The following is a 21,977-nucleotide window of genomic DNA, read 5'->3' on the forward strand; positions in this document are numbered from 1 at the left end:
GGAATGTTCGGGAAGAGAAAGAACGCGAGCCGGGCCGCGGACGACCGGTACGACGAGGCGGACGACTACGCCGACTACGAGTCCGCCTACGCCGACGAGTACGACGACGAGTTCTACGACGACGCCCCCACCGACGAGCGCTCCTACGAGGGCGTGGATCTGAACGCCGAACGGCCGCACGGCCGGCCGGGCCCGTACGACTACGACGAGGTCGCCGAACTGCTGGACGAGGTGTCCGAGCAGCGGCTGGATCTCGGGTCGGTGCTGTTGCCGGTCCCGCCGGGCGGTCAGTTGCAGGTCGAGATGACGCCGGAGGGGCAACCGCAAGCGGTGCACCTGGCCACCGAGCACGGCCGGATCACCGTCGCGGCCTACGCCGCGCCGAAGACCACGGGCCAGTGGCGGCTGGTCGCCGCGGATCTGGCCGACTCGCTGCGCAAGGACGGCGCCCGGGTGTCGGTCGAGAACGGACCGTGGGGCCGGGAATTGCTGGCGCTGACCGAAGGCGCGGACCTGCGTTTCATCGGTGTGGACGGCTATCGCTGGATGGTGCGGCTGGTCGCGGCGGGCCCCTCGGGGGCGGCGAACGACGGCACTCCGCTGGTCAAGGCGGCGCGGGCCATCCTGAGCGAGACGGTCGTGCGGCGTGGCGAGGACCCGCTGCCGGTACGGGAGCCGCTGCCGGTGGTGCTGCCCCAGCAGCTGGCCGAGCAGCTGGCCGCGGCCCATCAACAGCAGGTGGAAGCCCAGCAGCAGGCGATGGCCGCGCAGGTGGCGGCGCAGACCGGCGCGCAGCCCGCGGTGCCGCGGATGCCGCAGGGTCCGCGTCGCGGCGCGGACGGGTCGGCCATGCAGCAGCTCGGCCTGAACTGAGCCGGCGAACTCACCAGAAGGCGCCGATACCCGCTTGTCCCAGGATCGCGGGGTCGGCGCCGAGTTCGTCCAGGGTGATCCGGTGCAGCCGCGAGCGCGGGGCCAGCGCCGCCCACTCCTCGGCGACGGCGTGCGGATGCACCGGGTCGTCGACCGCGGTGACCACCGCGAGCGGCGGCTCGAACGTGGCAAGCAACTCGGCGGCGGGCCACTTGTAGTCGGCGGCCTCTTCCAGCGCCCGCGGAAGATCCGGCCACTGCGCCCGCCACGACTGGGTCAGCGCGTCGGCCAGCCACCGCGGACTGCTCGCGCGCATCCGGTCGGTCACCGCGGCCAGACCGTCGGTGCGCAGCTGTGCGGCGGTGGCCGCCGCGCTCAGTGCTGCCGGGCAGGCGGCGGTATCGGGTCCGGTCCAAGCGGGCAGCGCCGCCACGACTCCCACGACGCGATCCGGGTGCTCGGCGGCCCATTCCAGTGCGATCGCCGCACCCAGCGAGATGCCCGCGACCAGCACCGGGCCGGAGCCGGACGCCGCCTCCAGTGCGGCAAGGCAGCTCGCCACCACCCGGCGGGGGTCCGGTTCCACCGCGCCGAAATCCCAGCCGCGTGCGGCGCAGGCGGGCCCGAATGCGCGCCGGGCGAAATCGGCGTCGGATCCGGTGCCGGGCAGCGCCACGACGCGAGCGGGGTGTGGGGAGTCGAACATCGGTCCGAGCGTAGCGGGGGTGGCCCCGCCCATCTACAGTGGCGTTGTACGGCCGCAGCGGGTCGTGCGGATCGGATCCCTCACGATGGTGTGCGACCCACGCCATCTGCTCTATGCAGGAGAGCGTGCACAATGTCATCCGCAGCCTCAGGGTATTTTCGACGTCTGGGCCGCAGGCTGACCCAGGACCTCGATCAGCTGGACGCCGAAGAATTGGCCGAGACCTCCGAGGCCTCGGGCGCGTCGCGCGCGTCGGAGTGTCGGCGCGGTGACGAGGCCACCATGCTCGGTAGGCTTCGCAGTGTCGAAGCATGTCCCAAGTCGGCGGGCGCCAGCGTCCAGGCCGAGTTCTTCGACGGCACCGACGCGATCACACTGGTCTGGATCGGGCGCAGGCGCATTCCCGGCATCGAGCCGGGGCGGCGCATCCTCGTCCGTGGCCGGGTCGGCGACCGTGACGGCCGCAAAGTGATCTTCAACCCCTACTACGAATTGCGCGGGAACAGCTGACGTATGCCATTGAGCGACGACAACGCAGGATCGGACGACCGCACCGGGCTGAATGTGCCCGATCGTGACGAGGAACGTGCCGAACAGACCCTCCTCGAACAACTCGGCGGCTTCAGCGGCCTGATCTACTCGACGCTTCCGGTTGTCGTGTTCGTTCCCGTGAACAGCCTCGCCGGGCTGACCGCCGCCATCTGGGCGGCTCTCGGCGTGGCCGCCGCCATCCTCGTCTGGCGCCTGGTGCGGCACGATCCCATCCAGCCCGCCATCTCCGGCTTCTTCGGCGTCGGCATCTGCGCCTTCATCGCCTACCGGATGGGCGAGGCCAAGGGCTTCTTCCTCTTCGGCATCTACACCAGCCTCGTGTACGCCGGGGTGTTCCTCGCGTCCATCCTGGTCCGTCGGCCGTTGGTCGGCGTGATCTGGGGCGTGCTGAACGGGCACGGCTCCGACTGGCGGTCCGATCCGCGCTCGGTGCGGCTCTACGACCTGGCCACCGCTACCTGGATCGTGGTGTTCGGGGCCCGCTACCTGGTGCAGTCGCAGCTCTACGACACCGACCGCACCGGCTGGCTCGCCTTCGCCCGCATCGCGATGGGCTGGCCGCTGACCGCGGTGGCGCTGGGCGTCACCGTCTGGGCGGTGCGGCGGGCCGGCCACCTGCCCACCAAGTCGGTGGTCGCGGCCGGACCGGCCTGAGCTGTTAACCCTGCGCCGCCGCCAGGCGAAATGCACAGGGGTGGGATAAGTCCCACCGCGGAGGTGGGTGCTTCCCCACCCTGGGGTGCCTGGTCGCCCCTCCGGGTTTCTCAGACGATCAATGCGTACCGAAAAACACGCACTGATCGGCAAGAAAGGACTCGGACGTGGCTACCGAGCACAACACCGCGGCGCTGCCCAAGAACCACCACCCCGCTCTCTCGGAGAGCCGGCGGGTATCGGCCGAGCTGGACAAGCTGATCGGGCCTGCGGCGGCGGGCGATCGCCGGGCGGTCGCGGAGATCATCCGGATCGTGCATCCGCTGGTGCGGCGCTACTGCGGCGCGCGCCTGGGCAATACGGCTCACCTGCAGGTCACCGCCGACGACGTGGTGCAGGAGATCCTGCTGGCCACCGTCAACGCCATCCCGCGCTACCGCGACCAGGGCAAGTCGTTCCTGGCCTTCGTCTACGGCATCTCGGCCAACAAGGTCGCCGACGCGTTCCGCCGCTCGCAGCAGCACCCCGCCTACCCGATGGCCGATGTGCCGGACTACGCGTCCTCCGCCGCCGGGCCGGAGGAGTGGGCGCTGGCCTCCGAACGGCGGGCCGCCACAAAAGAACTCATGAAGGTGCTGGCCCCAGCGCACCGCGAGGTGCTGGTGATGCGCATCGTGCTCGGCTGGTCGGCGGCGCAGACCGCCGAGGCCATCGGCACCAGCCCGGGCGTGGTCCGGGTGATGCAGCACCGCGCGCTGAACAAGCTGCGCGCGCAGCTGAAGCCGGCCGCATAGCCCTCCGGCGGTGTTTCGCCGCGAACCCGCGTCCGGCCGTATTCGGGGAGTTATGGCCTGATGCCGTGGTTGGCGAGTTCCAGCCGGAGGTCTTCCTCGGCCTCCACCGAGGTCACGAACAGCAGCTCGTCGTCGCCTTCCAGCGCGTCGTCGGGCTGCGGCACGATCACGCGACCGCCGCGCAGGATGGTCACCAGGGCGGCGTCGCGCGGCAGGGTGAGCGTGCGCACGGGTTTGCCCGCCAGCGCGGTGTCCGCGGGCAGCGTCATCTCGACCAGATTCGCCTGACCCTGGCGCAGCGTCATCAGGCGCACCAGATCGCCGACCGACACCGCCTCCTCGACCAGGGAGGCGAGCAGCCGGGGTGTGGACACCGCGACGTCCACACCCCAGGAACCGTCGAAGAGCCACTCGTTGCGCGGGTCGTTCACGCGCGCCACCACCCGGCGAACGCCGAACTCTGTCTTGGCCAGCAGGCTGTGCACCAGGTTCGCCTTGTCGTCACCGGTGGCCGCGATGACCACCTCGTAGGTCTCCAGCCCGGCCTGCTCCAGCAGGGCCAGTTCGCACGCGTCGGCGTGCACCCAGACCGCGTCCGGGATCGCCGCGGAATCGATGTGCTCGACTTCGCGCTCCAGCAGCATGACCCGGTGGCCGCCGCGCAGCAGCTCCCTGGCGATCGATCGGCCGACGGCGCCTGCTCCGGCGATGGCCACTTTCATATTCAGTCCTCGCTCGCTGGGGGCTTCGTCGCCAAGGCGACGGCTTCGCCCACGGCGCCGGATGCGGCGGCCACGTAGACGATGTCGTCGGCCTGGATGATGGTCTTGCTGTCGGGAAGCAGTGCCTGGCCGAACCGGATGATGAACGCGACCCTGGCGGCGACGGTCTGCTCCAAGTCGCGCACGGTGCGGCCGTACCACTCCTCGTGCAGCGTCAGCTGGGTCACGGCGACCGTTCCGGTCGGGTCGCGCCAGGTGGTGGTGCCGGTATCGCCGATGAGCGCGCGCAGGAAGCGGTCGGTGGTCCACGGGACCGTGGCGATGGTCGGGATGCCGAGCCGCTCGTAGACCGCGGCGCGCTTGGCGTCGTAGATGCGGGCGACCACGCGCTCCACCCCGAACATCTCCCGGGCGACCCGGGCGGAGATGATGTTCGAGTTGTCGCCGGAGGAGACCGCCGCGAACGCGTTCGCCCGCTCGATTCCCGCCTTTATCAGCACATCTCGATCGAATCCGACACCCGTCACCTGCTCACCCGGGAAATCGGATCCCAGGCGCAGGAAGGCACTGGAATCCCGGTCGATCACGGTGACTTCGTGACCTACGCGGACCAGGGCCTGGGCCAGCGACGAACCGACGCGCCCGCACCCCATGATCACTACGTACACCGTGCAACCTCGTTCCTGGAACCATGGCGTTCGGTCTGGTTTGCTGTTCGGTCGAACGCTACCCGTCGAATGATTCCACCGGCCACGTTCCCCCTCCAGCCGGCGTGCAAACCTGCGAGCCACGCGCGCGATCCACCGTGCGGGGGCCTATGCTCGCTCCAGTGTCCAAGTTGACGACGGCAGCGAAGCGAGTGCTGCTGGGCAGGCCTTTCCGTAGCGACTCGCTGGGCCATACGCTACTGCCGAAGCGAATCGCCCTCCCGGTGTTCGCCTCCGATGCCATGTCATCGGTGGCCTATGCCCCCGAAGAGATCTTCCTCGTGCTGTCGGCCGCCGGAGTGTCGGCGTACCTGTACGCGCCGTGGGTCGGATTGGCGGTCGCCTTCGTCATGGCGGTGGTGGTGGCCAGCTACCGGCAGAACGTGCACGCCTACCCGTCCGGCGGCGGCGACTACGAGGTGGCCACCACCAACCTGGGGCCGACCGCGGGCCTGACCGTGGGCAGCGCGCTGCTGGTCGACTACGTGCTCACCGTCGCGGTGTCGATCTCCTCGGCCGCGTCCAACATCGGCTCGGCCATTCCCTTCGTCGCCACCCACAAGGTGCTGTTCGCCGTCGTGGCCATCGCCCTGCTCACCGCGATGAACCTGCGCGGTGTGCGGGAATCGGGCACCACGTTCGCCATTCCGACCTACGCGTTCATCGCGGGCATGTTCGTCATGCTCGGTTGGGGCCTGTTCCGGATCTTCGTGCTGGGGGAGGAGTTGCGGGCCGAGTCGGCGGGCTTCGGATTGAACGCCGAGCAAGAGCACCTCTACGGGTTGGCGTTCGCCTTCCTCGTCGCGCGCGCGTTCTCCTCCGGCTGCGCCGCGCTGACCGGTGTCGAGGCGATCAGCAACGGCGTGCCCGCGTTCCGCAAACCCAAGTCGCGCAATGCCGCCACCACTCTGCTGCTACTGGGGACGATCGCGATCGTGCTGCTGATGGGCATCATCATCCTCGCCCAGAAGATCGGAGTCGTGTACGCGCACAACGTCGCCGACCTGACCGGCGCGCCGTCCGACTATCACCAGAAGACGCTGATCGCCCAGCTCGCCGAGACGGTGTTCGAGGGATTCCCGGTGGGCTTCTTCTTCATCACGACGGTGACGGCGCTGATTCTCGTGCTCGCCGCGAACACCGCGTTCAACGGCTTCCCCGTGCTCGGCTCGATCCTGGCGCAGGACCGCTACCTGCCGCGCCAGCTGCACACCAGAGGCGATCGGCTGGCGTTCAGCAACGGCATCCTGTTCCTCTCCGGCGCGGCCATCGCGTTCGTGGTGCTCTTCGGCGCCGAGGTGACCAAGCTGATCCAGCTGTACATCGTCGGTGTGTTCGTGTCGTTCGTGCTGAGCCAGACCGGCATGCTGCGGCACTGGACCCGTCTGTTGCGCACCGAGACCGACCCGGCGCAGCGCGCGCGGATGAAGCGATCGCGGGTGATCAACGCGGTCGGTCTCAGCGCCACCGGAGCGGTGCTGGTGATCGTGCTGATCACCAAGTTCTTCGCAGGCGCCTACATCGCCATCTTCACCATGGTCGCGATCTTCGTGGTGATGAAGCTGATTCGCAGGCATTACGATTCGGTCGCGCGTGAGCTGGACGAGCACGAGTGGGACGGTGTGCTGCCCAGCCGCTCGCACTCGATCGTGCTGGTCTCCCGGCTGCATCTGCCGACCCGCCGCGCCTTGGCCTACGCGCGCGCCAGCCGCCCCGACACGCTGGAGGCGGTGACGGTGAACGTCGACGAGGCCGACACCAGGGCGCTGGTGCGGGAGTGGGAGAACAGCGATATCACCGTGCCGCTCAAAGTGATCGAATCGCCCTACCGCGAGATCACCAAGCCGGTGCTCGATTATGTGAAGCGCGTACGCAAGGACGCCCCGCGCGACGTGGTGACCGTGTTCATCCCCGAATACGTCGTGGGCCATTGGTGGGAGCAGGTATTGCACAACCAGAGCGCGCTGCGGTTGAAGGGCAGGCTGCTGTTCGAACCGGGCGTGATGGTGACCAGCGTGCCGTGGCAGCTGAGCTCGTCGGCGCGATTGAAGACGCCCGGGGTGGTGAACGCGCCGGGCGCGTTCCGGCGCGGGTACGAGGACCGGACATGACGCCAGTGGAGCATTCGGGATGAGCGATCGGCGGACCGGCACGTTCGAGGTGCGGCTCGGGCCGCCGGGGCACGGCGGTTTCTGTGTCGCACGGCACGAGGGACGTGTGGTGTTCGTCCGGCACGGACTGCCCGGTGAACTGGTGCGGGTCCGGGTCACCGAGGATCGCGGCGGCTCGTTCTGCCGCGCCGACGCGGTCGAGGTGCTCGAGGCGTCCCCGGACCGGGTGCGGGCCACCTGTCCCGTCTCCGGTCCGGGTGGAGCGGGCTGCTGCGATTTCTCCTTCGCCACGCCGGTCGCCCAGCGCGCGCTGAAGGCCACGGTGGTGGCCGAGCAGTTGCGGCGGCTGGCCGGGATCGAGCGCGACGTGCTGGTGGAGCCGATCGGGTCCGGGGACGCGATCGGCGGGTGGCGCACGCGTGTGCGGCTCGCGGTCGACGCCAACGGACGCGCGGGCGTGCACCGGTATCGCAGCACCGACGTGATCGCGGATCTGCGGTGCCCGCAACCGGTCGCGGGGGCGTTGGACGGCATCGCGGCCCGGCAGTGGACGCCCGGTGCCGACTTGGTGATCGCGGTGGACGGTGACGGGATCCGGCATGTCGTCGAGTTGGCCCCACCCGAGACCGAGCCGGGCAGCCGTGGCGCGGATCGTCGCGGCCCAGGCGCGAGTGGTCGGCAGGCAGGTGGCCGGGATCGGCGCGGGGGCGCCAGCGGCCGCCGCGATCGGCCGCACAGCCGGGGCAGGCGCGGCGGAGAATGGACCGCCGCGGACTCCACCCGTCGAGACGACCGCCGCGCGGCGTCCGCGCGACGCGCGGCGGCCCACGCGGCGCGCGACGAGTGGGTGTTCGAGGGCAGCGGACGCGCCGTCGAGTATGTGGCCGGCCGCCGCTGGGAGGTCGCGGCTACGGGCTTCTGGCAAGCGCATCACGGTGCGGCGCAACGTTATTCGGATCTGATCGCGGAATGGTCGGAACTCGGGCCCGGGGGGCGGGCCTGGGATCTGTACAGCGGCGCGGGGGTCTTCGCCGCGCGCCTCGCCGAGCAGGCCGGGCGGACCGGTGTGGTGCTCGCGGTGGAATCCGCCCGGCCCGCCGTAGCCGATGGCGCCGCCGCCCTGCGCGATCTGCCCTGGGTGGAGCTGCGGGCCCAGCGGGTGGAGCGCTGGGTGTTCGAGCACGTCGGCGGGGCCGCCCCGGATGTCGTCGTGCTCGACCCGCCGCGCGCAGGCGCGGGCAAAGAGGTGATCGGCGCCGTCACCGCCAGTGGACCCGCGCGGATCGTCCACGTCGGCTGCGATCCCGCCGCGTTCGCCCGCGACCTCGGCTTGTATCAGGCCGCGGGCTACCGGCTGACCGATCTGCGTGCCTTCGACGCCTTCCCCGCGACGCACCACGTGGAATGCCTGGCGCTGCTGCGGCGCTGAGCCGTCAGTCCTCGTAGACCGGTGGCCTGCGGTCCCGGCGCGCGCGCATCGCCTCGTCGAAATTGCCGGTGGTGAGGCGCACGTAGAGCTGAGCCGTGCCTTCGTGCTGCATGTGGGACTCGAAGCCGGCCGCCTCCATACCGCTCCACAGCATGCGCTTGGTGAGTTCGGTGCCGACCCGGCTGTAGCCGATGATGCGTTCGGCCAGGTCGTAGCACGTGTCCAGCAGTTCGGGGCCCGGAACCGCGCGCGAGACCAGACCGATGCGCTCGGCTTCTGTCGCGTCGACGTCGCGGCCGGACAGCATGATCTCGAACGCGCGCGACGCGCCGACCGCGCGGGGCAGGAGATAGCTGAGGCCCAGTTCGGCCGAAGTCAGTCCGTTGTTGATGCCCGCGGCGCGGAAATACGCGTCCTCGGCGGCGAGCCGGATGTCGGCGCCGACGGCCAGGCACAGCCCGCCGCCGATGGCCGCGCCGTTGACCGCGGCGATCACCGGCTGGTGCATCCGCCGCAGCGTGATCAACACGTCGTTGAGCAGATCCATCGAACGCCGCGCGACGCTGGTGACGGTCAGCCCGTCGATGTTCGGCACCTTTCCAGCGCCGGTCAGGTCGGCTCCCGAGCAGAAACCGTGTCCGGCGCCGGTCAGCACGACGACTCGCACGTCGTTGTCGGCGCGCACCTGCTCCAGCGCCTCGCGCAGTGGAATCATCACGTCGAACGCCATCGCGTTCATCCGCTCGGGCCGATTGAGCGTCACCAGGGCGATATGCGGCCGCGGTGTGTCGATGAGCACGAACGACATGCGACCTCCCGATCGGTGACGACCTCAATATAGGCACGGCGGGACCCGTGCGGCGACGAAATCGAACGCGCCGCCGCGGGATCCGAGCCGGGGCGCCGGACCGGCCAATTAGAGTCACCGCCATGACCGTGTACGTAATTGCGCAACTGAAGTTCACCGATCGCGCCGCCTACGATCGCTACCAGGCGCGCTTCCTGGACGTCTTCCTCCGCTACTCCGGCACATTGCTGGCCGCCGACGAGTCCCCGCAGACCATCGAGGGCGTCACCGACCGCGAGAAGGTGGTCCTGATGTCCTTCCCCGACGAACCGTCCTTCCGCGCCTGGGCCGAATCGCCGGAATACCAAGAGATCTCGAAGGATCGGCACGCCGGAGCGGATACGGTCAGCCTGCTGGTGCGCGGTCTCGGTCACGGTTCGTGACCAGCGACTCCGCGGGACCCGCCGTCAGTCCAACTGCCAGGTGATGCGGATGCCCGCGGAGATCTCGCTCTCGCCCAGCTCGACCGGGATGGCGGCGGCGCGGTAGGCCTCCATCGGAGCCGACATGGACTGCGCGCGCGGCACCGGCGGCGCGGAGGCGGTGTTCTCGGTGATCTCCACGACCTTGCCGAGCGTTCGCCGCGCGCGCCGCGCGTACTGCTCGGCCTTGGCGAGGGCGTTCTCCCATGCGGCGTCGCGGGCGCGGGTGAGCAGAGCCTCCTGGTCGGCGAAGGTGAGGAGGAGGCCACCGAGGCGGACGTCGTCACCGCCCGCCTCGACGCAGTTGGCGACGACGGTGCCGGGCGCGGGATCGGCGTCCTCACCGATCTCGCGCAACGCGATCGTCAGCGATGTGCTCGCGAGGTATCCCGTGATGCGGTTGCCCTGCCCCTCGGTCCACACGGTCTCGGTTTGCACCGACAGTCCGCTGGTAGCGATGTCCGAGCCGTCCACGCCGTCGGAGCGCAGCGACCGCGCGACCGCGGCGACGAGCTCACCGGCCCGGCTGTAGGCGAGCGCGACCTTGCTCGCCCGCGATTCGACCGAGATGGTCACCCGCATCAGGTCGGGGGTGGCGCGGGCGGTGCCGTGCCCGTAGGTCGTGACGGTGCCCGCGCGCGAATCGGTCTTCTTGCCCACAACGTCTCCTCGTCGCTCGCTGTCGATGCGTACCGCACCATCGTGCCTGCTTCGAGGGGTGCCGCGGCGGTCATCGCTCGGCGCGAGGCTCCGGGGTGAGTCGCTCCGGGTGGACGCCGCCGCCGATCCGCGCCACACCCGGGATTCGCTTCCCGGCGCGGCCACTTGCCCGGCCCGGTCCACCTTGTCACTCCGTCCGGGTACCGTATGTCGAGGCTCACATTTCGACGCCAGGTCGGTTGGTGTGATCGTTCTCGTGCGGGAGCATCAGCCGCCGCTCCGTAGACTGATCGGATCAGATGCGCTATCCGGAGGGAGCTAGTTCAGGTGGGAGTGCTTTCCCGGGTCGACACGCCCGATGATCTGCGCCGGCTGACCGTGCCGCAAGTGCGCGAGCTGGCGGAGGAGATCCGCGAGTTCCTGGTGCGCAAAGTCGCCGCGACCGGCGGGCACCTCGGCCCGAACCTCGGTGTGGTCGAACTCACCATCGCGCTGCATCGGATCTTCGACTCACCGGCCGATCCGTTGATCTTCGACACCGGGCACCAGGCCTACGTGCACAAGATCCTGACCGGGCGCAAGGATCAGTTCGACTCGCTGCGCAAGCAGGGCGGCCTGTCCGGCTACCCCAGCAGAGCGGAGAGCGCCCACGACTGGGTGGAGTCCTCGCACGCCTCCGCGGCGTTGTCCTACGCCGACGGTCTGGCGAAGGCGTTCGCGCTGAGCGGGCAGGACCGGCACGTGGTGGCGGTCGTCGGCGACGGCGCGCTCACCGGCGGCATGTGCTGGGAAGCGCTCAACAACATCGCCGCCGCGCCGGACCGCCCGGTGGTCGTCGTGGTCAACGACAACGGCCGCTCCTACGCGCCCACCATCGGCGGCCTGGCCGAACGGCTGACCGCGCTGCGCACCCAGCCCGCCTACGAGCACGCGCTCGACGCGGGCAAGCGCATCCTGAAGAGCATTCCGCGGGTGGGGGAATCGGCGTACTCGATGGTCCACGCGGTGAAGGCGGGCATCAAGGACGCGGTGAGCCCGCAGGAACTGTTCAGCGACCTCGGCCTCAAGTACGTCGGGCCGGTGGACGGCCACGATGTCGTCGCCCTGGAGTCCGCGCTGCGCCGGGCCAAGGACTTCGGCGGCCCCGTCGTGGTGCACGCGGTGACGCAGAAGGGTCGCGGCTACGCGCCCGCCGAGAACCATGTCGCCGACCAGATGCACGCCTGCGACCCCATTGATCCGCTGACCGGCGTCCCCGTCGGCGGTCCGAAGGCGCGCGGCTGGACCTCGGTGTTCTCCGAGGAGCTGATCGCGCAGGCCGAGCGCCGCGCCGACATCGTCGCCATCACCGCGGCGATGCCGGGCCCGACCGGGCTGGCCGCGTTCGGCGAGCGCTTCCCCGACCGGATGTTCGACGTCGGCATCGCCGAACAGCACGCCATGGCCTCCGCCGCGGGGCTCGCGCTCGGCGGCATGCATCCGGTGGTTGCGATCTACTCGACGTTCCTCAACCGCGCCTTCGACCAGTTGCTGATGGACGTGGCGCTGCTGAAGCAGCCGGTCACCGTGGTGCTGGACCGCGCGGGCATCACCGGCTCCGACGGCGCCAGCCACAACGGCATGTGGGACCTTTCGGTCCTCGGCATCATCCCCGGCATCCGGGTCGCCGCTCCGCGCGACGCCGCGACACTGCGGGAGGAACTGGCCGAGGCGCTGGCCGTCAACGACGGGCCCACCGCGCTGCGTTTCCCGAAAGGCAGTGTGGCCGAGGACATCTCGGCGGTCGAACGACTCGACGGCATCGACGTGCTGCGGATGGCGGAGCCGGACGGCGGCTCGGTGCAGGCGGTGCACGGCGATGTCCTGCTCGTCGCGGTGGGGTCCTTCGCCGGTGCGGCCCTGGAAGCGGCGAACCTGCTCGATTCCGAAGGGATCTCGGTCACCGTCCTCGACCCGCGCTGGGTGCTGCCGGTCTCCGACACCCTGCTGAAGCTCGCGGAGAACTACCGGATGGTGGTCACGCTGGAGGACGGTGGGCTGCACGGCGGCATCGGCTCCACGGTGTCGGCTCGCCTGCGCAACTCGGGGCTGGACATCCCGGCCCGCGACCTCGGTGTTCCGCAGCAGTTCCTCGATCACGCCGCACGCGGCGAAGTGCACGCGGAACTCGGCCTCACCGGTCCGGATATCGCCCGGCGGATCAGCGGGTGGCTCGCCGCTCGCTGACGCCGGTGGCGAGCGGGGGTTAGTCCGACGGCGGCAGCGCCGCGGCCAGCCGCGCAACGGCCAGCTCTCGTTGCCACGGCCGGGCGCCGCCGGACTTCAGGAATCCGTCCACGGCGGAGGGTTCGACCGCGGCGTAGTCGGGCAGCCCGTCCCAGCACAGGCGGCGCACCAGGTCCGGCGCGAGCAAGTTCTCCACCGGGATCGAGTGCTCGGTCGACAGGTCACCCATGGCGGCTCGTGCCCGGGTCAGGCGCGCCGCGGCGGCCGGATCACGGCGCTCCCAGCGGTTGACCGGCGGCGGGCCGTCGAACGGCTGGGTGAGCGGGGGCAGGTCGCTGTCCGGCAAGGTGCGGCCGCGCTCGATCGCGGCGAGCCATTCGCGGGAGTACCGGCGCTGCCGTGGCCCACCGAATACCGGCAGGGTGCGCAACTGGGCGATGTTTCTGGGCTCCGCGGTGGCCGCGGCGATGATCGCGGCATCCGGCAGGATGCGAGCGGGCGCCACATCGCGGGCGCGGGCCAGCGCGTCCCGGGCGGTCCACAGCTCGCGCACCACCGCGAGCTGCCTGGTGCGGCGCAGCGTGTGGATGCCCGAGGTGCGCCGCCAGCGCTCGGCCTTCGGCGCGGGCGGGTCCAGGGTGCGAATGTGCTCGAATTCCTGTGCCGCCCAATCCATTTTGCCCTGCTCGTCGAGAGCATCGGCCACGGCGTCGCGCAGTTCCAGCAACAGTTCGACATCCAGGGCGGCGTAGTTCAGCCAGTCGGCGGGCAGCGGGCGGGTGGACCAGTCGGCCGCCCCGTGCCCCTTGCGCAGCGCACGGCCCAGCAGCCGTTCCACCATCGCGGCGAGCCCGACGCGCTCGAAACCCGCCAGGCGTCCGCCCAACTCGGTGTCGAAGAGCCGGGCCGGGCGCAAGCCGAGTTCGGCCAGACCTGGGAGATCCTGGTCGGCGGAGTGCAGTATCCACTCCAGGCCGTTGATCGCGTCGGCCAGCGGGCCGAGGGCGTCGGTGACCGGGATGGGATCGATGAGGAACGTGCCCGCGCCCGCGCGGCGCAATTGGATCAGATACGCGCGCGCCGAATAGCGGAACCCGGAGGCGCGCTCGGCGTCCACGGCGAGCGGGCCGGTGCCCGCCACCAGCCGGGCGGCGGCTGCGCTGATCTCGGCGGCGGTGTCCAGTACCGGTGGCACGCCCTCCACCGGCGCGAGCAGCGGCGTCGCGGCCGAGGGTTCGGATTGGTCTGGTACGGACATGGTGTTGAACTCTACGTGCCGACGATACGGCGCCGCCGTCCTATCGGCGCATAAGTGTGTCGACGGATCGGGCGCGATGTGCCCGGTGGAGCGGGTGACGGTGATTCCGGCGCAGGTCACGCCGCACCGGCGGGCGCGCTCAGGAACGATCGCCGGACAAGCCGGGTGGTACCCGCAGCTGGGTGACCCCGGCCGGAGGTAGTCCCGCCGCGTAGGCCAGCACCTCGCAGAACGCCTCCAAGTGCGGGCGCAGATCGGTGGTGACGGGCGTCCACGAGGCGCGTAGTTCCAGTTGATGGGCGCGTGGCGGCCCGGCGATGTCTCCGTAGCGCACCGAGCTGGTCGAGGTCACCGTGCCGCCCAGCGCGGTGAACGGCTCGGTCCGTGACTCCAGCGCGTCCACCAGCCAGCTCCACGCCACCTCTGGCAGCAGGGGGTCGGTGGCGAGCGCGGCGTCGATGTCGGCCTGGATATAGGCGACCAGGCGGAGGGTGCCGTGCCAGGTGTCGTCGCCGTCCGGATCGTGCAGCAGGATCAATCTGCCGAACGCGTCGCCCTCGGAATCGATCGGCACGACAGGGGTTTCCGGATGGGCGACCTCGGCGCCGATGGCGTAGGAGTACGGTGCGAGCCGTTGCGGCGGCCGGATGGGCGCGAGCTCGATCCGAGGGTGCACGGTTGCGGTGCCCATCGCCTCGACCGCGGCGCGAAATTGAGCTGGCTCGCCATGAGGTCCCTCGGTCGGTGCGGCGCCGTCGCGGAAGTCGAGCGGTGTCACGACTGCTGACGGTAGACCTTGTGTCCCCCGCGCAGTCGGAGGCGCGCCGCTACGGGCCGGGCGGCGTCCGCACTGTCATCGCTGCCGCCTCCGCGTCCGCCCCTCCTGCCGGGCCCGCATACGATAGCCGTGATGAGCACTCATACCCGCCGCCGGTTGACCGATGCCCCGTTCCTGGCCGCTGCTACCGGCGCGACGCCGAGCAGGCGTCCGGTGTGGTTCATGCGCCAGGCCGGACGCTCGCTGCCCGAGTACCGCGAGGTGCGCGCGGGCGTCGGGATGCTCGAGTCCTGCTTCGATCCCGAGCTGGTGTGCGAGATCACCCTTCAGCCGATCCGCAGGCACCAGGTCGACGCGGCGATCTTGTTCTCCGACATCGTCGTTCCGCTCAAAGCGGCGGGGATCGATCTGGACATCGTGCCCGGCGTGGGCCCGGTGGTCGCCGCGCCCGTGCGGACGGTCGACGACGTGCGCGCACTGCCCCGGTTGCGCCCCGAGGAGGTCGGAGCGGTCGCCGACGGGGTGCGGCTGCTGGTCGACGCGCTGGGGGAGACGCCGCTGATCGGGTTCGCGGGCGCGCCGTTCACCCTGGCCTCCTACCTGGTCGAGGGCGGTCCGAGCAAGAACCACGAGCGCACCAAGGCGATGATGTACGCCGACCCGCAGACCTGGCACGCGCTGCTCGGCGCGCTCACCGACATCACCATCGCGTTCCTGCAAGCCCAGTTGGCGGCCGGCGTGGACGCGGTGCAGTTGTTCGACTCCTGGGCGGGCGCGCTCTCACTGGCCGACTACCGCGATTTCGTGCTCCCGCATTCGGAGCGGGTGTTCGCCGAGATCGCCGAGGCGGGGGTGCCGCGCATCCACTTCGGGGTAGGAACCGGCGAGCTGCTCGGCGCCATGGGCGAGGCGGGCGCCGACGTGGTCGGTGTCGATTGGCGGGTGCCGCTGACCGAGGCCGTCCGCCGCGTCGGGCCGGGAAAGGCGTTGCAGGGCAACCTCGATCCCGCCGTGCTGTTCGCGGGCCCCGCCGCCGTCGAGGCGCATGCCCGGCGGATCGCGCGCGAAGCGGACGAGGCGATCACGCTCGGCGCCACCGGGCACATCTTCAACCTGGGCCACGGGGTGCTCCCGGAGACCGATCCGGGCGTGCTGACGGCCTTGGTGGAACTCGTGCACGAGCTGTAGGGCAAGGCGCAGCGGGGAGGCGCGTCCGATCGAGGGGGGTTCCGGGTTCGCGGTGGCCGGTTCCGTCCGGCCCAGGTGGTAGCCGCGTGCGGCGCGGCTGCTGTCGCCGTGGACGCGATGTGTCCCGGGTCATCGGGCGGCCGACCGTCGGACGGTCGCCGTGGCGGAACACGATACGGTCGAGGCATGCGTATCGCGGTGGTCGGCGGTGGGATCAGCGGACTGGTGGCCGCGTATCGATTGCGGACGTTGCTCGGGCCGGATGCCGACGTGGTCGTGCTCGATCGCGCCGAACGGGTCGGTGGCATCCTCTACACCGGTGAACTGGCCGGAGAGCCATTGGATCTCGGCGCGGAAGCGTTCGTCGGCCGACGGCCGGAGGTACCCGCGGTGCTGCGGGAACTCGGGCTCGAGTCGCAGTTGGTGACGCCTGCCGGTCTTCGGCCGCTGCTGTGGTCCTCCGGAGCCGCCCATCCGCTTCCGGAGGGCACGTTGATGGGTGTTCCGTCGAACGCCGAGTCGATGCGCGATCTGGTCGACGCCGAGACGCTGCGGCGGATCGCCGCCGAACCCGACCGGCCGCTGAGCTGGGAGCCGGGCTCCGATATCGACGTCTACCAGCTGGTCGCCGACCGCTTCGGCACGCAAGTCGCCGAGCGCAGCGTGGACCCCCTGCTCGGTGGCGTGTACGCGGGAAGCTCCCGATCCATCGGTGTCCGTGCCGCGCTGCCCACCCTCGCCGCCGCGCTGGACAACGGCGCGAGCAGCCTCACCGCCGCCGTCGGCGCCGCGCTGCCACCGCCTTCGAGCGCACCGGTCTTCGGCGCCCTCCGCGACGGGTACCGGGTGCTGCTCGAGGCACTCGCCGAACGCTCCGAGGCGAGGTTTGTCACCGCGACCCCGGGGACGCGTCTGGCCAGGGGGCTGCGCGGTTGGGTGGTCGACCCGATCGGCGCCGTCGACGCGGTGGTGCTCGCTACCCCTGCGCCGGTGACCGCGCGACTGCTGAAGACCGTCGCCCCCGCCGCCGCGGCGGAACTGGCGGGCGTCGAGCTCTCCTCGTCGGCAGTGGTCGCGCTGGCGCTGCCCCGCGAGACCGCGCTGCCGCGGAACTCCGGCATCCTGGTGGCCACCGGAGAGCCGCTGCGCGCGAAGGCGTTCACGCTGTCCAGTCGCAAATGGACGCATCTCGCGCGACGCGAAACGGCCCTCGTCCGCGTCTCGTTCGGCAAGTTCGGGGACGACTCGCCGCTGTCGTGGCCCGATGCGGAACTCGTCGCGGCCGCCTCCGAGGACCTGGCTACCGTCACCGGGGCAGCCATCGAGCCGATCGAGGCTGTCGTGCGGCGCTGGCCGGGCGGCCTCGCCCAGTACGCGCCCGGCCACCCGGCCCGCATCGCGGCCGTCGAAGCCGAGGTCGCGGCGCTCGACGGGCTGGCGGTCGCGGGCGCGTACCTGCACGGCGTCGGGGTGCCCGCGTGCGTCGCCTCCGGCACGGCCGCCGCGCAGCGGATCGCGGCGACGGTCGGTGCGGGCAGCGCACGCTGAGTGGATTCCGGTCGCGCCCGCTCGTGCGCGCCGGGGCGATGCGATACCGCCGGTGTTATTCTCCGCTTTTCCCGGGCCCGCTCGGCAATTCCCGCTGAAAATGCGCACGAATCGGCGTAATTAAGAACACTTCGCCGGTATGCGGAATCGGGGGAATTCGCCGGTAGCGTGATCGGCATGCAGCTCTCGCACTTCACCGATATCGGTTTGCGCACCATCATGCGGCTGGCGGTCGAGGACGAGAAGAATTCCAGGGTGACCACCAAGCTCATCGCGCGGCAGGTGGGCGCGTCGGAAAAGCATGTGGCCAAAGCGGTCTCCCGGCTGGTCGAGCTGGGCCTCGTGCAGGCGCACCGCGGACGATCCGGCGGGCTCTTCATTACCGCGGCCGGGCGCGGGGCGTCGGTCGGTGAGCTGATCCGGGAATTGGAAGGCGACCGCGACGTAGTGGAGTGCGGTGAACCGAATCCGTGTCCGTTACTCGGCGCGTGCCGGTTGCGCCGAATTCTCGGTGACGCGAAGAAAGCTTTCTATGCCGAACTGGACCGCTATTCGATAGAGGAATTGGTCACCTCGTCGACCACCGGATTGCTGCATTTACTCGTCCGACCGACGGCGGATGTTTCCCCTGAGATGAAGGAAGTGTCATGAACCTCGACAGCGTTGTCCGTGCCGAACCGGAACTCGAACCGCGGCACGCCGAGGTCGTCCGCGCGACCCTGCCGCTCGTGGCGGCGAACATCGACCGCATCACGGCGGTGTTCTACCGCACCATGTTCGACGCCCACCCGCAGCTGCTGCGTGACACGTTCAACCGGGGCAATCAGGCACAGGGCAGTCAGCAGCGGGCATTGGCCGCCTCCATCGCCACCTTCGCCACATATCTGGTGGACCCCGCGCTGCCGCACCCGGCCACCATGCTGTCGCGGATCGCGCACAAGCACGCGTCACTGGGGGTGACTCCGGAGCAGTACGGGATCGTGCACGACAACCTGTTCGCCGCCATCGTGGAAGTGCTCGGCGCCGACGTGGTCGACGAGACGGTCGCGGCGGCCTGGGATCGGGTCTACTGGCTGATGGCCGACACCCTGATCGACCAGGAGAAGGGGCTCTACTCCGAGGCGGGCGTGAATTCCGGCGACGTCTTCCGGGACGTGCGCGTCCTGGCGCGTGACGAGGACCCCTCCGGTGTCGCCGTCTTCACCGTCGAGTCCGCGGACCCGGCCACCGAGCTGCCGGGCTTCGTTCCGGGACAGTACGTTTCGGTCGGCGTGCGCCTTCCCGACGGCGCGCGCCAATTGCGTCAGTACAGCCTGGTCGGGCGGCCGCGCGATGGCGCGCTGTCGTTCGCAGTCAAACGGGTCGAGGCGGCCGACGGCTGCCCAGCGGGCGAGGTGTCCTCGTGGCTGCACCAGCATCTGCGCCCCGGCGACCCGTTACAGATCACTCTCCCGTTCGGCGATGTCGTCGTCGATACCGCCGCGACGACGCCCCTGGTGCTGATCTCCGGCGGAATCGGCGTGACCCCGACGATCGGCATCCTGGAATACCTCGCCGCTCACGCCCCGTGGCGGCGCACCCTGATCGTGCACGCTGATCGTGGACCGGGGACCCATCCGCTGCGCCATCGGCTCCGGCAACTCGCTACTCGGCTCGAACACGCCGATATCGAAATCTGGTATGAGGAACCGGCTCCCGGCGCGCGGCACGGCAGGGTCGATCTCTCGGCACTGAGCCTGCCCGGCGACGCCGACGTCTATGTCTGCGGTCCGCCCATGTTCCTGTGCGATATCCGGCGTCAGCTGCGCGCCGCCGGGATCCCGGACGCCCGCGTGCACATCGAGCAGTTCACGCCCGGCGACGCGGGCGCTCCGGAGCGAGTGGCACGATAGTGCTATGGCGCGACTCGACTATCAAGCTCTCAACTCCACCATCCGCTACCTGATGTTCTCGGTCTTCCAGGTGCAGCCCGGAGTGCTGGGCGAGGACCGGGACGCCGCGACCAAGGAGGCCAAGGCGTTCTTCGACGGTCTCGCCGACCGCGAGGTGGTGGTCCGCGGCATCTACGACGTGGCGGGGATGCGCGCCGACGCCGATTTCATGATCTGGACGCACGCCGAGCGGATCGAGGACCTGCAGGCCGTTTACGCCGACTTCCGCCGCACCACCGAGCTCGGCCGGGCCAGCGCGCCGGTCTGGAGCAACGCGGCGCTGCACCGTCCCGCCGAGTTCAACAAAAGCCACATCCCGGCGTTCCTGGCCGGCGAGGAGCCGGGCGCCTACATCTGCGTGTACCCGTTCGTCCGGTCCTACGAGTGGTATCTGCTGCCCGACGACGAACGCCGCCGGATGCTGGCCGAGCACGGCAAGGCCGCGCGTGACTACCCGGACGTGCGGGCCAACACCGTCAGCTCGTTCGCGCTCGGCGACTACGAGTGGATCCTGGCGTTCGAGGCGCCCGAACTGCACCGCATCGTCGATTTGATGCGCGATCTGCGGGCCACCGACGCCCGGCGGCACGTCCGCGAGGAGATCCCGTTCTTCACCGGCCCCCGCGTCGAGGTCGAGGAACTGATCGCCGCTCTGCCCTGATGCCGCACCGGACCGCTTGCCCAGAGTTTTCGGGGCATGCGCCGAGCGGCGGGAACTCCGTACGCTGCCGGTGAGCGTCGGGCTGTTACTCCGCTGCGCTGTCCGAGGGGTGCAGTCGCAGGGCGATGGAGTTGATGCAGTAACGCTTGTCGGTGGGCGTGTTGTACCCCTCGCCCTCGAACACGTGGCCGAGGTGGCTGTGGCAGTTCGCGCACAGCACTTCGACCCGGTGCATGCCGAGCGAGTCGTCCGACCGGAGAATCACCGCGTCGGACGCCGCCGGATCGAAGAACGACGGCCAGCCGCAGTGCGAGTCGAACTTCTCGGTACTGCGGAACAACTCGGCGCCGCAGGCCCGGCACACGTAGACGCCCTCGGTCTTGGTGTCGGTGTACTCGCCGACGAACGGCCGCTCGGTGGCGGCCTCGCGGAGCACCGCGTATTCCTCGGGGTCCAGCTTCACTCGCCATTCCTGCGGCGTGAGCTGAATGCGCGGCGCGGGCAGGGACGTCTCGGCTTCGGAACTCATGGTTCCACGCTAATACGATTCTGCTCCACCGGCGCCGAGCCGTTGTGTGGCCTGGGGGTTTCCGCGGCCGGGGCCGAGTCGGCCGCCGGGACGGGACGCTGCGGCGCCTCGCCGCGCGGGTCCGGCGCGGACCTCATCCACGCGGGATCGATGCCGAACGGCAGCCTGCCTTCCCGCCGCGCGGCCAGATAGCGGTCGCCGAGCACACAGAACACCACGATGAGCAGCAGACCCCAGCCGAAGGTGATGCGCAGGTACTCCAGGTTGCGGCCGATGTGCTGCCAGCGGTCCGACAGCCACTTGTCGTAGCTCATGAACCCGAAGATCGCCAGCCAGGCCGGCCAGTTGCGCAGCACCGAGTTGCGCAGCACCACCGTCATCAGGAACGGGAACAGCATCATCGAGTAGTACATCTGCCCCAGCGAGCTGAGCAGGAACGAGGCGGTCAGCAGCACGCCGGAGGCGGTGCAGACGAAGAACAGCTCGTCCTCGCGGTAGTAGCGGTACAGCAGCCACAGCGAGATCAGCACGAGCACACCGAGCACAACGCGCATACCCCAGGTCAGCCACGGCGGCAGCCCGTAGTACTCGCCGTTGCCGACGATCGCGCTGTTGAAGTAGTCGCGCGATTCGAAGATGTAGGGCGCGGTGCGGGTGAGGAACTTCTCCGGATCCTTCGACAACGGCCAGGCGATCGCGGTCAACCCCAGCGGCACGCCGAGCGCGGTGACGAACACCTTCCACTGCCCGCGCACGAGCGCGATCAAAAGCAACGGAGCGAGTGTCGGTTTGACCGCGATACTCAATCCGAGCGCGGCGCCCGCCCACAGGTCTCGCCGTTTCAGCAGGAGGTGGATGAAGATCAGCTCCGCCAGCAGCACACAGCCGTTGACGTTGGTGAACACGAGTGTGTTGATCACGGTCTCGGACGTGAACATCGCCAGCAGCAGCGCGGGCGCGGCGACCGAGTTCAGCGTGTAGCGGAACAGCCGCAGCAGCAGGTACCAGGCGATGAGGATCGCGATCGCGTTCAGGGCGATGAACAGCCAGCGTGACTTCTCGTAGTCGATGGCCGCGATCGGCGCGATCAGCAGGGTGCCGCTGGGCGGGTACAGATAATGCGGGTCCACCGAGTCGAAGTTCGCGGTGTACACCGGACGCCCGTTCAAGAAGTCGAGCGACGCCTGGTAGACCGGCCGGTAGTCATCGGTGATGAAGCCGTTGACAGCCTTGATGAAAACCCGGTTCAGCACGGTCATGACCGCCAGGGGCCAGAGTGCGAACTTGATCACCTCGGCGGTGGTGCGAGCGGTCCGGGGCTCGAGCGGTCGAAGGAACACTGGGGCACGGTACACCGGATCGGTTACCGGCGGTTGGCCGG

Annotated in this window: 22 protein-coding genes; 13 read left to right on the forward strand and 9 right to left on the reverse strand. The window is 70.0% G+C overall.

The window, feature by feature from the left end; genetic code table 11:
• Positions 1-3 precede the first annotated feature (3 nt).
• On the forward strand, positions 4-873 hold the full coding sequence (locus ABZ803_RS08285; protein ID WP_357034210.1) for a DUF3710 domain-containing protein: 870 nt from the start codon (positions 4-6) through the stop codon (positions 871-873).
• Between the two features lie 10 nt (positions 874-883).
• Here the strand turns inward: ABZ803_RS08285 and ABZ803_RS08290 are convergent, their stop codons facing one another.
• Positions 884-1,579 carry an alpha/beta fold hydrolase gene (locus tag ABZ803_RS08290; RefSeq protein ID WP_357034212.1) on the reverse strand — a complete coding sequence of 232 codons (696 nt, stop codon included), beginning with the start codon at positions 1,577-1,579 and terminating at the stop codon, positions 884-886.
• Positions 1,580-1,711: 132 nt separating this feature from the next.
• Between ABZ803_RS08290 and ABZ803_RS08295 the strand changes: the two genes are divergently transcribed.
• The 3 genes from ABZ803_RS08295 to ABZ803_RS08305 all read left to right on the forward strand — a co-directional run bounded on the left by ABZ803_RS08295 (position 1,712) and on the right by ABZ803_RS08305 (position 3,579).
• Entirely contained in the window at positions 1,712-2,089 is a 378-nt protein-coding gene (locus tag ABZ803_RS08295) for an OB-fold nucleic acid binding domain-containing protein (RefSeq protein WP_040867807.1), read from the forward strand.
• Between the two features lie 3 nt (positions 2,090-2,092).
• The gene (locus ABZ803_RS08300; RefSeq protein WP_357034214.1) at positions 2,093-2,785 is read left to right on the forward strand and encodes a DUF3159 domain-containing protein; all 693 of its coding nucleotides are present in this window, start codon (positions 2,093-2,095) and stop codon (positions 2,783-2,785) included.
• Between the two features lie 167 nt (positions 2,786-2,952).
• Positions 2,953-3,579, forward strand: a complete 627-nt coding sequence (locus tag ABZ803_RS08305; RefSeq protein WP_357034216.1) for a sigma-70 family RNA polymerase sigma factor — start codon at positions 2,953-2,955, stop codon at positions 3,577-3,579.
• A 50-nt stretch (positions 3,580-3,629) separates the two neighbouring features.
• Here ABZ803_RS08305 and ABZ803_RS08310 read toward each other — a convergent pair whose 3' ends face one another.
• Both ABZ803_RS08310 and ABZ803_RS08315 read right to left on the reverse strand, forming a co-directional pair.
• The gene (locus ABZ803_RS08310) at positions 3,630-4,301 is read right to left on the reverse strand and encodes a TrkA family potassium uptake protein (RefSeq protein ID WP_357034218.1); all 672 of its coding nucleotides are present in this window, start codon (positions 4,299-4,301) and stop codon (positions 3,630-3,632) included.
• A gap of 2 nt (positions 4,302-4,303) precedes the next feature.
• Positions 4,304-4,969, reverse strand: a complete 666-nt coding sequence (locus tag ABZ803_RS08315; protein ID WP_062977991.1) for a TrkA family potassium uptake protein — start codon at positions 4,967-4,969, stop codon at positions 4,304-4,306.
• A 161-nt stretch (positions 4,970-5,130) separates the two neighbouring features.
• On the opposite strand from ABZ803_RS08315, the gene ABZ803_RS08320 reads away from it, so the two are divergent.
• Complete coding sequence (locus ABZ803_RS08320) at positions 5,131-7,119, forward strand: APC family permease (RefSeq protein WP_357034220.1); 1,989 nt, start codon at positions 5,131-5,133, stop codon at positions 7,117-7,119.
• 19 nt (positions 7,120-7,138) lie between these two features.
• The gene (locus tag ABZ803_RS08325) at positions 7,139-8,548 is read left to right on the forward strand and encodes a TRAM domain-containing protein (RefSeq protein ID WP_357034222.1); all 1,410 of its coding nucleotides are present in this window, start codon (positions 7,139-7,141) and stop codon (positions 8,546-8,548) included.
• A gap of 4 nt (positions 8,549-8,552) precedes the next feature.
• On the opposite strand, the gene ABZ803_RS08330 is transcribed toward ABZ803_RS08325, so the two are convergent.
• Positions 8,553-9,356, reverse strand: coding sequence for an enoyl-CoA hydratase (locus ABZ803_RS08330; protein WP_357034224.1), 804 nt, complete (start codon positions 9,354-9,356; stop codon positions 8,553-8,555).
• A 122-nt stretch (positions 9,357-9,478) separates the two neighbouring features.
• Between ABZ803_RS08330 and ABZ803_RS08335 the strand changes: the two genes are divergently transcribed.
• The gene (locus ABZ803_RS08335; protein ID WP_357034226.1) at positions 9,479-9,778 is read left to right on the forward strand and encodes a DUF1330 domain-containing protein; all 300 of its coding nucleotides are present in this window, start codon (positions 9,479-9,481) and stop codon (positions 9,776-9,778) included.
• Between the two features lie 24 nt (positions 9,779-9,802).
• On the opposite strand, the gene ABZ803_RS08340 is transcribed toward ABZ803_RS08335, so the two are convergent.
• Positions 9,803-10,477 carry an SIMPL domain-containing protein gene (locus ABZ803_RS08340; protein WP_357034227.1) on the reverse strand — a complete coding sequence of 225 codons (675 nt, stop codon included), beginning with the start codon at positions 10,475-10,477 and terminating at the stop codon, positions 9,803-9,805.
• A gap of 327 nt (positions 10,478-10,804) precedes the next feature.
• Between ABZ803_RS08340 and dxs the strand changes: the two genes are divergently transcribed.
• Complete coding sequence (gene dxs / locus ABZ803_RS08345; RefSeq protein WP_357034229.1) at positions 10,805-12,703, forward strand: 1-deoxy-D-xylulose-5-phosphate synthase; 1,899 nt, start codon at positions 10,805-10,807, stop codon at positions 12,701-12,703.
• 19 nt (positions 12,704-12,722) lie between these two features.
• Here the strand turns inward: dxs and ABZ803_RS08350 are convergent, their stop codons facing one another.
• Together ABZ803_RS08350 and ABZ803_RS08355 are read right to left on the reverse strand one after the other, a co-directional pair.
• Positions 12,723-13,961 (reverse strand): HRDC domain-containing protein, encoded by a 1,239-nt coding sequence (locus tag ABZ803_RS08350; RefSeq protein WP_357034231.1) that lies wholly within the window; start codon positions 13,959-13,961, stop codon positions 12,723-12,725.
• Between the two features lie 139 nt (positions 13,962-14,100).
• Positions 14,101-14,739, reverse strand: a complete 639-nt coding sequence (locus tag ABZ803_RS08355; RefSeq protein WP_357034233.1) for a DUF3000 domain-containing protein — start codon at positions 14,737-14,739, stop codon at positions 14,101-14,103.
• Positions 14,740-14,862: 123 nt separating this feature from the next.
• Between ABZ803_RS08355 and hemE the strand changes: the two genes are divergently transcribed.
• The 5 genes from hemE to hemQ all read left to right on the forward strand — a co-directional run bounded on the left by hemE (position 14,863) and on the right by hemQ (position 20,067).
• Complete coding sequence (gene hemE / locus ABZ803_RS08360) at positions 14,863-15,927, forward strand: uroporphyrinogen decarboxylase (RefSeq protein ID WP_357034387.1); 1,065 nt, start codon at positions 14,863-14,865, stop codon at positions 15,925-15,927.
• 186 nt (positions 15,928-16,113) lie between these two features.
• Positions 16,114-17,475: a protoporphyrinogen oxidase gene (locus tag ABZ803_RS08365; RefSeq protein ID WP_357034235.1), complete on the forward strand. Its 1,362-nt coding sequence runs from the start codon at positions 16,114-16,116 to the stop codon at positions 17,473-17,475.
• Positions 17,476-17,652: 177 nt separating this feature from the next.
• Positions 17,653-18,126, forward strand: coding sequence for an Rrf2 family transcriptional regulator (locus tag ABZ803_RS08370; RefSeq protein WP_357034237.1), 474 nt, complete (start codon positions 17,653-17,655; stop codon positions 18,124-18,126).
• Positions 18,123-19,367: a globin domain-containing protein gene (locus ABZ803_RS08375; RefSeq protein WP_357034239.1), complete on the forward strand. Its 1,245-nt coding sequence runs from the start codon at positions 18,123-18,125 to the stop codon at positions 19,365-19,367. Before ABZ803_RS08370 ends, ABZ803_RS08375 begins: the two co-directional genes overlap by 4 nt.
• 4 nt (positions 19,368-19,371) lie before the next feature.
• Positions 19,372-20,067: a hydrogen peroxide-dependent heme synthase gene (gene hemQ / locus ABZ803_RS08380; protein WP_357034241.1), complete on the forward strand. Its 696-nt coding sequence runs from the start codon at positions 19,372-19,374 to the stop codon at positions 20,065-20,067.
• Positions 20,068-20,152: 85 nt separating this feature from the next.
• On the opposite strand, the gene msrB is transcribed toward hemQ, so the two are convergent.
• Positions 20,153-20,596 carry a peptide-methionine (R)-S-oxide reductase MsrB gene (gene msrB, locus ABZ803_RS08385; protein WP_357034243.1) on the reverse strand — a complete coding sequence of 148 codons (444 nt, stop codon included), beginning with the start codon at positions 20,594-20,596 and terminating at the stop codon, positions 20,153-20,155.
• Positions 20,593-21,936 carry a glycosyltransferase family 87 protein gene (locus ABZ803_RS08390; protein ID WP_357034245.1) on the reverse strand — a complete coding sequence of 448 codons (1,344 nt, stop codon included), beginning with the start codon at positions 21,934-21,936 and terminating at the stop codon, positions 20,593-20,595. The genes msrB and ABZ803_RS08390 overlap by 4 nt, the downstream gene beginning before the upstream one ends.
• Between the last annotated feature and the right edge of the window lie 41 nt (positions 21,937-21,977).

The organism is Nocardia sp. NPDC047648 (assembly GCF_040642815.1).
In the GTDB taxonomy this organism is placed as follows: domain Bacteria; phylum Actinomycetota; class Actinomycetes; order Mycobacteriales; family Mycobacteriaceae; genus Nocardia; species Nocardia gamkensis.